We start from the raw sequence: 14310 nt of genomic DNA on the forward strand, positions 1-14310 counted from the left end.
GGCATCGAGCGGATCGCACTCGTGACCGGCTGGTCGATGGGTGCCGGACAGACCTACCAGTGGGCCGTCAGCCGGGCCCGCGTGCAACGCGGGCCCGGCACCGGCGTTCCGGCCGGAAGGCGTCCGCTCAGGCGGACACGGTGCAGTCGAACGCGTGCAGATACGGGTTGACCGGCCGGATGTCACCCACGGACAGGCCTGCCTCGGTCAGTCGGCGGACCATGCTGTCGGTGGTGTGTTTGGCCCCGCCGACGTTCAGGAGCAGCAGCAGGTCCATCGCGGTGCTGAACCGCATCGACGGGGTGTCGTCGACGAGGTTCTCGATGACCACGACCCGGGCACCGGGGCCGCCCGCCTCGACAACGTTGCGCAGCAGCCGGGAGGTGGACTCGTCGTCCCACTCCAGGATGTTCTTGATGACGTAGACGTCGGCGTCGACCGGGACGGACTCGCGAATGTCACCGGGCACGATGCGCGCCCGGTCCGCGAGATCGCCGCCCTCGCGCAGCCGCGGCAGGGCGTTCTCCACCACCCGCGGCAGATCGAGCAGGAACCCACGCATCGACGGGTACTTGTCCAGCAGGCACGCCACCACGTGTCCCTGCCCGCCGCCGAGGTCCGCGACCGAGGAGCTGCCGGACAGGTCGAGCAGTGCGGCGACATCGCGCGCCGACTGCTCGCTGGACCTGGTCATCGCCCGGTTGAAGACGTCGGCCGACTCCGGGGCGTCCTCGTTGAGATAGGCGAAGAACTCCTTGTCGTAGAGGTCCTCGACCACGTTCCGGCCGGTACGTACCGCCTCGTCCAGCTTCGGCCAGGCGTCCCAGGTCCACGGCTCGGTGCACCACAGGGTGATGTCGCGCAGGCTGTGCGGGTCGTCCTCGCGCAGCAGCCGGGACGTCTCGGTGTGGGCGAACGTCCCGTCGGGCCGCTCGGCGAAGACGCCGTAGCAGGACAGGGCGCGCAGCAGCCGACGCAGCGGCTTCGGCTCGGTGCGCACCGCGGCCGCCAGGCTCTCCACGGTCATGGGCGCGTCCCCGAGCGCGTCGGCGACGTGCAGCCGGGCGGCAGCGCGGACGGCGGCGGCACAGGCCGCCCCGAACACGAGCTCTCGCAGCCGCATCGACGGGTGCGAAGAGGGCGATGCCCCCTGCTCCGGGGGAGCCGAGAGCTCGCGTGATGGTGCGGTCATGTGCCGCCTTCCTTCCTTGGGTGGTTGTCGTACGGCCGTCCGGTCAGCACAGACCCGCGGGCATGGACTTCTTGCAGGTGTTGTGCTGGAAGGCGTTGCCGTGCTCGGCGGTTTCCTGGTTGACCAGGTCGGCGGGGGCGTTGCCCGACAGCTCGTTGTCGGTGATCTTGTTCTTGTCGCTGGTGACGCCGACGAAGCTCTTGAAGATCACGACACCGCCGGACAGCGGGGACTTGCCGGAGTTGTCGGCGACGAGGTTCCCCGTCACCAGGGTGTCCTCGGTGCCGGTCAGCACGATGCCGGAGCCCTGGAGGAAGGCCAGCTTGGCGGTCTTCTCGCAGTACTTGTTGTTCCGCACGACCCGGTTGTCGGCGACGGTCACAGCACCCGCCTTCGGCTTGTTCTCGTCGCCTACGACGAACACGCCCGCGCAGTTCCCGGTCACGGTGTTGTCCGTGACGGTGAGGTTGCGCAGTCGGCGGACGGTGACGCCGATCCGGTTGCCCTTCAGGAAGTTGTGCTCGATGACCGTGCCGCCGGTGTCGGTGGCTCCCTTCTCCGCCGTGATGGAGTTGGCGAGGAACAGCCCCGCGTCGCCGTTGTCCCGGGCCACGTTGTTCCGGTAGACGCTGTGGGCCGAGCGCTCCTCGGCGATGCCCCACTGGCCGTTCTTCACGGCGTTCACGCTGTCCACGGACAGGTGGTCCGCGCCGACGGCCATGACGCCGATCCTGCTGAAGCCGGTCACGGTCATGGCGGCGACGGTGACGCCGTCGAGGGGATGGTTCTTGGCGCCGACGACGCAGATGCCGTTGCCCTGCTCGGCGCAGGACTTCACCGCCTTCCTGGTACTTGAGGCCTTCTTGGTGCTCTTCCCGGCGGCCGGCGTGAGCACGGTGCGCGGGCCCACCCCGCGCAGCGTGATCCCGGGCGTGGTCACCTTGACGCTCTCGTGGTAGGTGCCGGCCAACACGATGACCGTCTCGCCGGGCCGGGCCGCGTCCACGGCTTTCTGGATCGACTCACCCGGATGCACTACATGGGTGTGATGGGCGGCCGATGCCGGGGTGGCGCCGAGGAGGGCACCGCAGAGCGCGGTGGTGCAGGCGAGGTATGTGATATGGCGTTTTGTCACAGTCTGAAGGCTATGGGTGGATGACCCGATTACCGGCCGGATGCTCCGTTCGGCGGCGTGTCATGCGGGCAGAGGGCGGGCTCGGGCCCGGCGGGCCGGGAACGGCGATGCCGGCTGCTAGCTTCGCGAGCTGTCGAAGAGGCCACGAGCGGAGGCGTTGTGACGGGTACGCGAGAAGAACCGGACGGGTCGATCAAGCGCAGAAGCGTCCTGGCGTCGGGCGTCGCCCTGGCATCGGCCGCCGCACCGGTTGCGGCCGCCGGTCCCGCGCAGGCCGCCGCCGTCTCACCCGGGCTGGGCGGACCGCCCGGGCCCAACTGCGGGTCCGTGGCCCGTCTGATGGCCGTTCCCGGGGGCGGCCGCGGGGTGGACTGGCTCAGAGAGGCCCTTCAGGTGGCCGTGGAACTCGAACTCGCCACCATCCCGCCCTACTTGTGCGGCTGGTGGTCCGTCAGGGACCGGCGCGGCGAGGCCGCGCGGCTGATCCGGCGCATCGTCGGCGACGAGATGTACCACCTGGGTGTGGTCTGCAACCTGCTGGTGGCCGTGGGTGGCCGGCCGCGGATCAAGGACGCGGCGCCGCGCTACCCCGGACCGCTGCCCGGCGGCGTGCGCACCGGGGTGGAGGTCTACCTGTCGGGCCTGACCAGGTCCTTCGTACGGGATGTGATGATGGCGATCGAGGCCCCCGACGACCCGCTGGCCCGGGAGCGGCACCCCTCACCCAGCATCGGTGATTTCTACGGCGACCTGATGCGGGCGTTCCGGGACGTGGCGCCGCATCTGTCGACGGATCGCCAGCTTTCCGACAGGATCGGCTCGGACGAGCTGAGGCCGGTCGGGAACCTGGACGACGTCGAACGGTCCATCGAGATCATCAAGGAGCAGGGCGAGGGCACCGCCAGCTCCCCGGCCGACACCTTCCAGAACGACCATCCGGCGCACTACTACGCCTTCGCCGAGATCTACCACGGCCGGCAACTGCGCAGGTCCGATCGCGGCTGGCACTTCACCGGCGCAGCCGTGCGCTTCCCCGACGCGCGCCCCATGGCCCGGGTCCCGGCCGGCGGCTGGCACCGTCCGCCGGGGCAGGTCCGACGGCTCCTGGAGGAGTTCGACGGCATCTACACCGACGTGCTGGACGCGCTCGACCAGGCGTGGGGCGACGGCGGGTCGCGCAGCCTCGGCACGGGGGTCCGAGCCATGCGCGCCCTGGAGGGCCCGGCCGTGGAGCTGATGGAGACGACGATCCCGGACGCCCCGGGAAACTACGGTCCCCAGTTCCGGCCACGCTGAACGCGTACCAAGGGGCATCCTCGCGCGCGTTGGGGGCGCCCGGAGTGATCCGGGCGCCCCCAACGTCGTAGGAGTCGAGAGGTGCGAGGCGTCAGCGCGCCTTGCCGCCGCCCTTGGGGAGCTTCATGCCCTTGGGCATCGGGCCCTTGGGGAGGGGCATGTTGCTCATCAGGTCGCCCATGGCGCGCAGGCGGTCGTTCGTGGCCGTCACCTGGGGGCCGGTCAGGACGCGCGGGAGCTTCAGCAACGTCGTGCGGACCTTCTTCAGCGGGATCTGGCCCTCGCCGGTGCCCACCATCACGTCGTGCACGGGTACGTCCGCGACGATGCGGGCCATCTTCCGCTTCTCGGCGGCCAGCAGGGTCTTCACCCGGTTCGGGTTGCCCTCGGCGACCAGCACGATGCCGGCCTTGCCGACCGCGCGGTGCACCACGTCCTGGCTGCGGTTCATCGCCACCGCCGGAGTCGTCGTCCAGCCCCGGCCGACGTTGTCCAGTACCGCCGCGGCAGCGCCCGGCTGGCCCTCCATCTGCCCGAAGGCGGCCCGCTCGGCCCGGCGTCCGAAGACGATCGCCGTCGCGAGGAAGGCGAGCAGGACGCCCAGAATGCCAAGGTAAATGGGGTGACCGAGCAAGAAGCCGATCGCGAGGAAGACACCGAAGGTGGCAATTCCGACAGCCGCGAGTACAAGACCGATCGTCTTGTCGGCCTTGCGCGTCATCTTGTACGTCAGGACGATCTGCTTGAGTCGCCCGGGGTTCGCAGCGTTGTCCGCTGTCGTGTCCTTCCTCGCCATGCGAAGAGTCTACGTGGCTCCCGGAGCGCCGACGACGGCGGTGCCCGGGGCGCGGGGTTCAGGAGCGGGAGGTGAGGGACTGCTCCAGGACGAGCTGTGCCTCGACCCGGTCCTTGGCGCGGCGGCGGTCCTCCAGGACGGAGGTCCACGCGTTACGCCGGGCGGTGCGCTGGCCGCTGCTCATCAGCAGCGACTCGACCGCGCGGAGCGCGTCGGTGACGGACGGGATGGCGGTGGCGCGGACGGGTGCGGCCTGCATGGTGGAGGTCCCCCCTCGGAACGGCTCTGGGTAAGAGGCTACGTGCTGTAAGTCGAGTGTCACTGTTTGGTGTTACCAGGGCGTGACCGACCGGTCAAACGCCAATGAAGCCTTGATGCGGTGCGCCGGAACGTCGACGCGGCCCCGGTGGACGCCCTCAACTGGGAGGACGGTCAGGGCCGCGTCAATGACGGGTGCTACTCGCGAGTAGCCGCTTGTGCGCGAATTCACACAGTCTGGGCTCACACCGCCTGCGAGGCCACGTACGCGCCCCGCTTCTCTATGGCCATCTGGTACAGCCGCCCGGCACGGTACGAAGAACGCACCAGGGGGCCGGACATGACGCCGGAGAAGCCGATCTGCTCGGCCTCTTCCTTGAGTTCGACGAACTCGTGCGGCTTCACCCAGCGCTCCACGGGGTGGTGACGCACCGACGGCCGCAGGTACTGCGTGATGGTGACCAACTCGCAGCCCGCCTCGTGCAGTTGGCGCAGCGCCTCGCTGACCTCCTCGCGGGTCTCGCCCATGCCGAGGATCAGGTTCGACTTGGTGACCAGGCCGTAGTCGCGGGACTCGGTGATGACCTTGAGCGAGCGGTCGTAGCGGAAGCCGGGGCGGATGCGCTTGAAGATGCGGGGGACCGTCTCGACGTTGTGCGCGAAGACCTCGGGGCGGGAGGAGAAGACCTCGGCCAACTGCTCGGGAACCGCGTTGAAGTCGGGGGCCAGCAGCTCGACCTTGGTGCGGCCGGCCTCGCGGGACGCCGTCTGCTGGTGGATCTGGCGGACCGTCTCCGCGTACAGCCAGGCGCCGCCGTCCTCCAGGTCGTCGCGGGCGACGCCGGTGATCGTGGCGTAGTTGAGGTCCATCGTGACCACGGACTCGCCCACCCGGCGCGGCTCGTCGCGGTCCAGGGCCTCGGGCTTGCCGGTGTCGATCTGGCAGAAGTCGCAGCGCCGCGTGCACTGGTCGCCGCCGATGAGGAAGGTCGCCTCGCGGTCCTCCCAGCACTCGTAGATGTTGGGGCAGCCGGCTTCCTGGCAGACCGTGTGCAGGCCCTCGCTCTTCACCAGGCTCTGCATCTTCGTGTACTCGGGACCCATTTTCGCCCGGGTCTTGATCCACTCGGGCTTGCGCTCGATGGGGGTCTGGGCGTTCCGGACCTCCAGGCGCAGCATCTTGCGTCCGTCGGGTGCGACTGCGGACACGATGGGCTCCCTAGCGATTGATTCTTCGGCGGAACCTAGGTTACGCCCGTTGAATTGGTGGGCGGAGTTGGTGCCGGCGCTGCTGGGGGCTGCCGCCCCCAGGCCCCCGCTTCGGCCTGGACGGCCTCGTCCTCAAACGCCGGACGGGCTGAAAGTTGCTGATGCCTTCTCGGTCGCCCTCGGCCGCAGGTCCGCGTTCCCCAGCACATCCGTCAGGTGCCGTTCCGCCACCGGGAGTACCTCCGCGATGGTCAGCTCGCGGCCCAGCTCGTGGGAGAGGGACGTGACGCCCGCGTCCCGGATGCCGCACGGGATGATCTTGTCGAAGTTGGATGTGTCCGGGTTCACGTTCAGAGCGAAGCCGTGCATGGTGACGCCCTTGGCGACCCGGATGCCCATGGCGCAGATCTTGCGGTCCTCGCGGCGCTGGCCGGCGTTCGAGGGGGCGTACTCGGGGCCGTTGAGGCGGGGGTCGAACTCCTCGTCGGTGAGCCGGGGGTCGAAGTCCAGGGAGAGCCCGCCGAGGGAGGGGCGCTGGTCCACCGGGTCGCCGAGGACCCAGACGCCCGCCCTGCCCTCGACCCGGCTGGTCTCGACCCCGAACTCCGCGCAGACCCGGATCATCGCGTCCTCCAGGCGGCGGAGGTGGGCGACGACGTCGACGGGGCGCGGGAGCTTCTGGATGGGGTAGCCCACGAGCTGGCCGAAGCCGTGCCAGGTGATCTTGCCGCCGCGGTCGACGTCGATGACCGGGGTGCCGTCCAGCGGGCGCTCGCTGTCCGCCGTGCGCCGGCCCGCCGTGTACACCGGCGGGTGCTCCAGGAGCAGACAGGTGTCCGGAACCTCGTCCGCGAAGCGGGCCGCGTGCACCCGGCGCTGCTCGTCCCAGGCCTCCTGGTACTCGACCGCCTCCGCGCCGAACCCCATCCGGACGAACCGCAACTCACCCACGGCAAGCGCCTCCCTGGCAGCAACCTACGAGTCGTAAGGCATGAAAGATGCCTACGCCACTGTACGACCGACCACGGACAGCCGACCGGGCGGCCGGGACCGTCAGCCCTACGACCAATCCTCACACGATCGGATGAATGCACGTCGGAATGTGCGACGGGCTGCTTACGCTCCGCTACATTCGCGCCGTTCACAAGGCCAAAAGGGCTGCTCACAGGCAATCCGGGCAGGCGGCGGCCGCATCGGCCGCTGTGAGGCCCGAAAGGCAGGAGACCGCACCGCAGATGACGGAACGACCCGCGCAGCGCACTCCCAACCGCCAGCTCGCCGCGCTCATCGCAGAAGCGGGGTTCTCCAACGCAGGTCTCGCCCGTCGCGTGGACCAGCTCGGTCTGGAGCACGGACTCGACCTCAGATACGACAAGACATCCGTCACCCGGTGGCTGCGCGGCCAGCAGCCAAGGGGCACCACCCCCGCCCTGATCGCCGAGGTCTTCACCCGGCGGCTCGGACGCCGGCTCACCGCGCAGGACCTCGGCCTGGACGCGTGCGCGCCGGTGTACGCGGGGCTCGAATTCGCCGCGACCCCCGAGGAGGCCGTCGACATCGTCAGCGGGCTGTGGCGCAAGGACTCCGGCAGCCACGCCGAGCTGCGCAAGATCGCCTTCACGCCGGCCGGTCTTGTCGTGCCCAGCCGGGACTGGCTGATCGGCCGCGCCGACGACCGGGTCGGCCGCGCCGAACCCGCCGGCCGGGTGCCCCCGCAGGGCCGCCCCGCGGTGCCCCGTCAGCGCGGGGCCGGCGAACGCGGCCCCGGCCAGCGGGTCACCGGCGGTGACATCTCCGCGCTCCGCTCGGTCGGCGAACTTTTCCGCACCCTCGACAACGCCTACGGCGGCGGCCACGCCCGCCAGGCCCTCGTGCGCTACCTGGAGCACGAGACCGAGCCGATGCTGCGCGGCACCTACGGCGAGCAGACCGGCCGGCGCCTCTTCGCCGCCGCGGCCGACCTCACCCGGCTCGCCGGCTGGACGTCGTACGACATCGCAGCGCACGGGCTCGCGCAGCGGTACTTCGTGCAGGCGCTGCGCCTCTCCCAGGCGGCCGGGGACCGGGCCTACGGCTCGTACGTGCTCATCACCATGAGCCGGCAGGCCGTCTACCTCGGGCACGGGCGCGAGGCCGTACAGCTCGCGCGGGTGGCGCAGCAAGGGGTCGGGACCAGCGCGCCCCCTGTCGTGCAGGCGCTGCTGCACGCCGTGGAGGCGCGAGCGCACGGGGTGCTCGGGGAGGTGCGGGCGTGCACCTCCGCGCTGGTACGGGCCGAGCGCGCCCTCGAAACCGCGCGCGCCGGGGACGAAGTGCCGTACTGGGCACGGTTCTTCGACGAGGCGCAGCTCGCCGACGAGTTCGGGCACGCGCACCGGGACCTCCAGCAGTTCCGCGCCGCCGCCCAGCACGCGGAGCGCTCCCTGCAACTGCGGGCGCCCGCCTTCGCCCGCAGCCGCCTGTTCTGCCGGGTCGTCCTGGCCTCCGCCCGGCTCGGCCTCGGCGAACTCGACCAGGCCTGCGCGCTGGGTGCGGAGGCCGCCGGGCAGGCCGCGGAGATGCGGTCGGTCCGGGCGATCGAGTACGTGCGGGACTTCGAGCGGAGGCTTGAGCCGTACAAGGACGCGGCGCCGGTGCGGGGGTATCGCGACAAGGTCGCCGCGTTCGGGTGAGGTGGGGTGAGGGGGGTTTCAGGCGGCCTGGCTCGTTGGGATCGGGTCCGCCTGGTGTACCGAGCCTGCCGCGCCCAAGTCCTTCAGGATCGCCGTCGACGCCCGGTGTCCCGAATGCAGGGCCCCCTGGACCGTGCTCGTGTCCCGGTGGTCGCCGCACACGTACAGGCCGGCCAGCAGGCGGACCGGTCGGCGCAGGTCGTGCGGTGGCCGCATCACGGGCACGGCCGTCGCTGTGTGGTGCACGGCGAGGGTCTCCCAACGGGCGGTCGAGGTGCCGTAGAGGCGGGACAGATGCATGCGTACGGCGGTCTCGACGTCCGGCGGGGGAGGGCCCAGGACCGTCGACGAGACGAGTGCGCGGCCGGCCGGGGCGCGGCTCGGGTCCACCTCGCTGACGACCGCGGTGTGCGCGACCGGGCCGCCGCGGTCGGAGTCGACGAGCAGCGCGGCTCCGGTCGTTGGCGGTTCGTCGGTCGTGTGGTGGACCACCGTCACCGGGTGGAAGCCGGGCACGCGCAGGCCGGGGAGGAGTTCGGCCGCCGCGAGCGCGTCCGTCGCGACGAGCACGGCCCGGCAGCGGATCTCGCCGTGCTCGGCGGTGGTCACCGATGTCGTCGCCACGTCCGTCACGCGTACGCCGGTGTGCACGGTGCCCGGCGGCAGCGCCGCGGCGAGTACCTCGGGCAGCATCTCCGCGCCGCCCTCCGGCAGACACAGCCGCCCGCCCGCGAAGGCGCGCAGCGCGAGGTCCGCGCACCGGCTGGAGGTGGTCAACTCCGGGTCGCACAGCAGCGCGGCGAGCAGCGGGCGCAGGAAACCGTCGATGGTCCGCGCGGGCACTCCGCGCGCCGCGAGCGCCTGCCCGGCGGGCAACTCGGGCCGCGCCAGCAGCCGTTCGACGGGCGTCCCCGCGAGCCGGGTGAGCGCGGCCCCGAGCCGCGCCTGGTCGACGGGCCCACCGAGCGGGGCACCGGACCGCGGCCTGGGCACGGCGGAGACCCTACGGGCGTCCACCGGCCGGTCCTTGAGCGCGGGGCCGCCCCAGGAGGAGTCCGTGCGTTCGCCGGCGGCCGGCCCGCCTCGGGAGGCACCTGTCCGGTCCCTGAGCACACCCCAGGTGGCGCCGGTCAGCCCGCTCCGGGACGCGGTCCGGTCCTTGGGCGGACGGGCGCCCGCGAAGTTTCCCGTGCGCTCCTCGGGCACCGACTCGTCGCCGGGTGCTGCCGCCGTCACGTCCCCCGGGGTGGGGCCCTCCGTCAGGGTTTCCGTACAGGGGGTGTGCGGCGTCGTGTCTCCGGAGGCCGCCACCCGGGTCCTGGGCACGGGCTCTTCCGCGGAGGCCGCCGCCCGGCCGGTGAGTGCCGCCCCGGCCCTGGTTGTTGCCCAGCCCCCGGAAACGCCTCCCGGCGCCGCCGCGGCCCAGGCGACGCCCCCGCGCCCCCTCGCCGTCGGGCCGCCCCAGAAGGAGCCCCTGCGTGCCGCTCCGCCCCACGCGGACCCCGTCCGCACCCTCGGCCCCGCCCCCGCCCGAGGGGCGCTCGCCAGGGCGCGTACCGCATGGAGTGCGCCCCATGCGCTCCCTCCGGGCGCCGGAGTGCCCGCGCGGTGGTGGCGGCCGTCGCTGTGGAGCAGGACGCCCGGTGCGAAGGGGCGCAGCACCAGGGCGTCGAGGCCCGGAGTCAGGCGGAGTTCGGGGTACGAGGTGGACAGGAACTGTCCGATCCGGTCGAGCCGGAACCCGTCGACCTTCTCGGTCGACATACGGCCCCCGACGTAAGGGGCGGCCTCCAGGACTACGGTCGTTACTCCTGCGCTGATCAGCCGATGGGCCGCGGCGAGTCCGGCGACCCCGGCTCCCACGACGACGACGTCCGCCTGGTACGCGGGCTCAGACACATGCCCCTCCTCGACGTTGAGCGGCCGGTGGGGACGTCATGCCCCCAACGGGCTTCAGGGATACCCGAGTTCGGGTCGAGGTTAGGGCCGTAACCGGTCGGCGGAAGTCGCGCATCGGCAGGGCACGGTCGCACGGCGGTCGCACAGTGGTCATATGCGGTCGCCGTGTGTCATCGGAGGACGCCCGCCCTTTACAGCGCCGCCCGGACCGCCCCCTCGATCTCCGGGAACGCGAACGTGAACCCCGACTCCAACAGCCGCTTCGGCAGCACCCGTTGACTGCCCAGCACATCCCCCGACATCTCGCCGAGCGCCAGCTTCAGCGCGGGCGCGGGCACCGCGAACAGGGACGGGCGGTGCAGCACCCGGCCCATCGCCGCCGCGATCTCACGGTTCGTCAGCGGGTTCGGGGCGGTGAGGTTGAAGGGCCCCGACAGGCCGTCGGTGTCGATGAGATGCCGGATCGCCGCGACCTCGTCGTGCAGCGCGACGAACGACCAGTACTGCCGCCCGTCCCCGAACCGCCCGCCGATCCCCGCCTTGAACAGCGGGAACAGCTTGGCCCACGCCCCGCCGTCCCGCGCCACCACCAGCCCGGTCCGTGCGAACACCGTCCGCACGCCCGCCTCCTGCACGGGCGCCGTCGCCTCCTCCCACTCCACGCACAGCGCGGGCAGGAAGCCGTCCCCGGGAGGCGCGTCCTCGTCCACGGCCCGGTCGCCCGTGTCGCCGTAGAAGCCGATCGCGCTGCCGTTCACCCACACCCGCGGCGGCCGGTCCAGCGCGGCCACCGCCTCCGCGAGCGCCGCCGTGCCCAGCACGCGGCTGTCCCGGATCGTCTTCTTGTAGGCGTCCGTCCAGCGGTGGTCGCCGATCCCGGCGCCGGCCAGATTGACCACGGCGTCGCACCCGTCGAGCGCCGCCGCGTCCACATACTGCCCCTCGGGGTCCCAGCACACCTCGTCCGCGCCCCGCGCGGCCCGCCGGACCAGGCGCACCACCTCGTGCCCGTCCGCGGTCAGGGACCGCACCAGGGCGCTGCCGATCAGACCGGAGGCGCCGGTCACCGCGATGCGTGAGCGTTCCATGGCGCCCATCCTGCCCCGTCGATCCGTAAAAACCCCATGAGGAGTGCGCTGTTCGCCGCCGTAGGGTGGCTCGTATGTCCGAGCCGTACATACGCACCGCCCTGCCCGACGACGACGAGGAACTCGGAGCGCTGGACCGCGCCACCTGGTCCCGGCTGCACGCGGTCGTGCCGAAGGCGCAGCCGCCGTACGCGCCCTTCTTCGACGACAAGCACGTGCCCGGCGACATCCTGGTCGCCGAACTCGACCGCCGGATCGTCGGCTACATCCGGCTGGTTCCCGCCACCTCGCTCGCCTGCAACGCGCACGTCCGGCAGATCCAGGGGCTCGCCGTCGGCGAGGAGGCCCGGGGCCACGGGGTCGGCCGCGCGCTGATCCGCGCCGCCATCACCGAGGCCCGGCGGCAGGGCGCCCGGCGCATCACCCTGCGCGTGCTCGGCCACAACACACCGGCGCGCAAGCTCTACGAGGCCGAGGGCTTCGCCGTCGAGGGTGTACTGCCCGAGGAGTTCCTGCTCGACGGGGAGTACGTCGACGACGTCCTCATGGGCCGCTCCCTGTGAGCTACGACGTGACCAGGTCGCCCGTGTCCACCCGGGCCGTCGCGGTCGCCGCGCTCCTGGCGTCCCCGGAGACCTCGTCGGCCGTCAGCACGTACCCCGTCTCGTCGTCCGAGGTCGAGCGGGCGAAGACCACGCCGTAGACCTTGCCGCCGGTCGTCAGGAGCGGGCCGCCGGAGTTGCCGGGGCGGACCGTGGAGCGGATCGAGTAGATCTCGCGGGTGACCGTCCCGTCGTTGTAGATGTTCTGCCCGGTCGCGTTCACCCGGTTGGCGACGGTCGCGGCCTGGAGGTTCAGGTCGCCGTCCTGCGGATAGCCCGCGACCACCGCGGAGTCGCCGCGCGCCGCGCTGTCGTCGAAGTGGAGCACGGGCGCGGACAGCCCCGGCACATACAGCACGGCGACGTCCTTGCTCGGGTCGAAGAGCACCACCCGTGCCTCGTACGACCGCCCGACCCCGCCGATGCGGACGGTCGGGTCGTCGATGCCGGCCACCACATGCGCGTTGGTCATCACATGCTGCGCGGCGAACACGAAGCCGCTGCCCTCGCGGCCCTCGGTGCCGGAGGAGCCCTCGATCTTGACCGTGCTCCGCTTGGCCGCGTTCGTCGCGGCGGCGGTGACGCTGTCGCCGGTGGGCTTGGCGACCTCGGCCGTCGACGCGTTCTCGAACGGGTTGAAGACCTGCGGGAAGCCCGCCTCGGTGAGCGCGGAGGTGGCGCGCGAGAACCAGGTCGGCGTGGTGTCCGGCATGAGCTTCTGCACGCTGCCAAGGAGCGCCGAGTCCTGGATCGCCGAGGTGACCGTCGCCGACGAGGAGACGCCCAGCACGCTCGCGGCCACCCACGCCACGATCATCACCGCCACCGAGTTCGCCGCCGCCCCGCCGATCCCGTCGGCCACCCGCAGCGGCCCCTGGTCCAGCTCCTTGCGCAGCTTCAGCGCGAGCCGCCCCGCCAGCTCGTGCCCGACCACCGCCGGGGTCAGCACGGTGAGCACCGCGGTCACCGTCGCCGCCGTCGTCCCCGGTGTCACCAGATCCATCAGCCACGGCAGCACCCACACGCCCACGACCGCGCCGCCCACGAACCCGGCGAGCGACACACATCCGGCGACGAGGCCGCGTCGGTAACCGGACGCCGCGTAGGCGAGGATCACCAGCAACAACAGCAGGTCGAGCAGGTCCACGGAGCCGCCTTTCTCTCGGAACCCTTAGTACGCGAGGAACGGGCCCACTGATCAGTCACGCGCGCGTGGCCCCCGGGAACGTGCCCACGCGTGCGTGTACCCGCAGAAACGTGCCGGACCAGGACGATGGTTCCACCGGGTGGCACAGCACACATCGCGGGCGGAGCGTTTCCGGCCGAGAGTGTTGACCATGCGCGTCCTGAGAAGAACGCCGAGCGCACGACGGCGGCGACGGGTACGAATACCCCGCGTCCCCCGCTCGGCGCTCCTGCTGCTGGCCTGTCTCCCCGGCCTCGCCGCCGTCCTGGTGCTGGCCCTGTGCGCGAACGGCGTCGGGCGCAAGGCCACGGCCGCCCTGCGCTCCCCGATCGCCGCCCGCCCGGCGGCGGCCACGCACACCGCCCCCAAGCCGCGCATCGTGCCGCGCTCGGCCTGGCTGGACGCCCTCTCCCGGCACGCGCAGCCACCCCCGCGCTACGACGACAAGGTCCTCGCCGTCTTCATCCACCACACCGACTCACCGAACCACTACGACTGTGCGGACGCGCCCCGCATCATCCGCTACCTCTACGCCGGCCAGACCGGCGTCCGGGACTGGGACGACATCGGCTACAACTTCCTCGTCGACCGCTGCGGCACGATCTACGAGGGCCGCGCGGGCGGCGTCGACCGCGCCGTCACCGGCGCCCACACCCAGGGCTTCAACCACCGCACCGCGGGCATCGCCGCGATCGGCACGTTCACGGCGGGCGTACCGGTACCGAAGGCCATGACCGACGCGATCGCCGCCCTGGCCGCCTGGAAACTCGGCCTCGCGGACGTCGACCCGCGCACCAAGGCCCACCTGGTCTCCAGCAACAGCCGCAGCCGCTACGCCGTCGGCACCACCGCGACCCTCCCCGCCCTCGCCGCGCACAAGGACGCCTACATGACGAGCTGCCCCGGCGCGGCACTGCTGGCCCGTCTCCCGGCGATCAGGGAGCGGGCGGCGCGGTTGCAGGGAAGGTGAGACGACC

At 71.9% G+C, this 14310-nt stretch carries 13 protein-coding genes; 4 read left to right on the forward strand and 9 right to left on the reverse strand.

The genetic code is table 11. The features are described 5' to 3' along the window. Positions 1 to 127 precede the first annotated feature (127 nt). Both ABZT04_RS40055 and ABZT04_RS40060 read right to left on the reverse strand, forming a co-directional pair. Positions 128 to 1123, reverse strand: coding sequence for a methyltransferase (locus ABZT04_RS40055; protein WP_356064099.1), 996 nt, complete (start codon positions 1121 to 1123; stop codon positions 128 to 130). A gap of 112 nt (positions 1124 to 1235) precedes the next feature. After that, the gene (locus ABZT04_RS40060; RefSeq protein ID WP_356063989.1) at positions 1236 to 2327 is read right to left on the reverse strand and encodes a right-handed parallel beta-helix repeat-containing protein; all 1092 of its coding nucleotides are present in this window, start codon (positions 2325 to 2327) and stop codon (positions 1236 to 1238) included. A gap of 159 nt (positions 2328 to 2486) precedes the next feature. Here ABZT04_RS40060 and ABZT04_RS40065 point away from each other — a divergent pair, with 159 nt between their 5' ends. Then, a complete protein-coding gene (locus ABZT04_RS40065; protein ID WP_356063991.1) occupies positions 2487 to 3623 on the forward strand; it encodes a ferritin-like protein in 1137 nt (378 codons plus the stop codon). Positions 3624 to 3714: 91 nt separating this feature from the next. On the opposite strand, the gene ABZT04_RS40070 is transcribed toward ABZT04_RS40065, so the two are convergent. The 4 genes from ABZT04_RS40070 to lipB all read right to left on the reverse strand — a co-directional run bounded on the left by ABZT04_RS40070 (position 3715) and on the right by lipB (position 6837). After that, complete coding sequence (locus ABZT04_RS40070; protein ID WP_356063993.1) at positions 3715 to 4419, reverse strand: DUF4191 domain-containing protein; 705 nt, start codon at positions 4417 to 4419, stop codon at positions 3715 to 3717. A gap of 58 nt (positions 4420 to 4477) precedes the next feature. Next, complete coding sequence (locus ABZT04_RS40075; RefSeq protein ID WP_317887285.1) at positions 4478 to 4678, reverse strand: hypothetical protein; 201 nt, start codon at positions 4676 to 4678, stop codon at positions 4478 to 4480. A gap of 242 nt (positions 4679 to 4920) precedes the next feature. Further along, the gene (lipA, locus tag ABZT04_RS40080; RefSeq protein ID WP_356063996.1) at positions 4921 to 5886 is read right to left on the reverse strand and encodes a lipoyl synthase; all 966 of its coding nucleotides are present in this window, start codon (positions 5884 to 5886) and stop codon (positions 4921 to 4923) included. Positions 5887 to 6018: 132 nt separating this feature from the next. After that, positions 6019 to 6837 carry a lipoyl(octanoyl) transferase LipB gene (gene lipB, locus ABZT04_RS40085; protein WP_356063998.1) on the reverse strand — a complete coding sequence of 273 codons (819 nt, stop codon included), beginning with the start codon at positions 6835 to 6837 and terminating at the stop codon, positions 6019 to 6021. A gap of 284 nt (positions 6838 to 7121) precedes the next feature. On the opposite strand from lipB, the gene ABZT04_RS40090 reads away from it, so the two are divergent. After that, positions 7122 to 8558, forward strand: coding sequence for a regulator (locus ABZT04_RS40090; RefSeq protein ID WP_356064000.1), 1437 nt, complete (start codon positions 7122 to 7124; stop codon positions 8556 to 8558). A gap of 18 nt (positions 8559 to 8576) precedes the next feature. Here ABZT04_RS40090 and ABZT04_RS40095 read toward each other — a convergent pair whose 3' ends face one another. Together ABZT04_RS40095 and ABZT04_RS40100 are read right to left on the reverse strand one after the other, a co-directional pair. After that, positions 8577 to 10457, reverse strand: coding sequence for an FAD-dependent oxidoreductase (locus ABZT04_RS40095; RefSeq protein ID WP_356064002.1), 1881 nt, complete (start codon positions 10455 to 10457; stop codon positions 8577 to 8579). 191 nt (positions 10458 to 10648) lie between these two features. Next, positions 10649 to 11545 (reverse strand): TIGR01777 family oxidoreductase, encoded by an 897-nt coding sequence (locus ABZT04_RS40100; RefSeq protein WP_356064005.1) that lies wholly within the window; start codon positions 11543 to 11545, stop codon positions 10649 to 10651. Between the two features lie 74 nt (positions 11546 to 11619). Between ABZT04_RS40100 and ABZT04_RS40105 the strand changes: the two genes are divergently transcribed. After that, positions 11620 to 12108 carry a GNAT family N-acetyltransferase gene (locus ABZT04_RS40105; RefSeq protein WP_356064008.1) on the forward strand — a complete coding sequence of 163 codons (489 nt, stop codon included), beginning with the start codon at positions 11620 to 11622 and terminating at the stop codon, positions 12106 to 12108. A 1-nt stretch (position 12109) separates the two neighbouring features. On the opposite strand, the gene ABZT04_RS40110 is transcribed toward ABZT04_RS40105, so the two are convergent. Then, positions 12110 to 13294 carry a MarP family serine protease gene (locus ABZT04_RS40110; RefSeq protein WP_356064011.1) on the reverse strand — a complete coding sequence of 395 codons (1185 nt, stop codon included), beginning with the start codon at positions 13292 to 13294 and terminating at the stop codon, positions 12110 to 12112. A gap of 190 nt (positions 13295 to 13484) precedes the next feature. Between ABZT04_RS40110 and ABZT04_RS40115 the strand changes: the two genes are divergently transcribed. Beyond that, entirely contained in the window at positions 13485 to 14303 is an 819-nt protein-coding gene (locus ABZT04_RS40115; RefSeq protein ID WP_356064014.1) for a peptidoglycan recognition protein, read from the forward strand. Positions 14304 to 14310 lie beyond the last annotated feature (7 nt).

Origin of the sequence: Streptomyces sp. NPDC005492 (assembly GCF_040605995.1) — a bacterium.
In the GTDB taxonomy this organism is placed as follows: Bacteria; Actinomycetota; Actinomycetes; order Streptomycetales; family Streptomycetaceae; genus Streptomyces.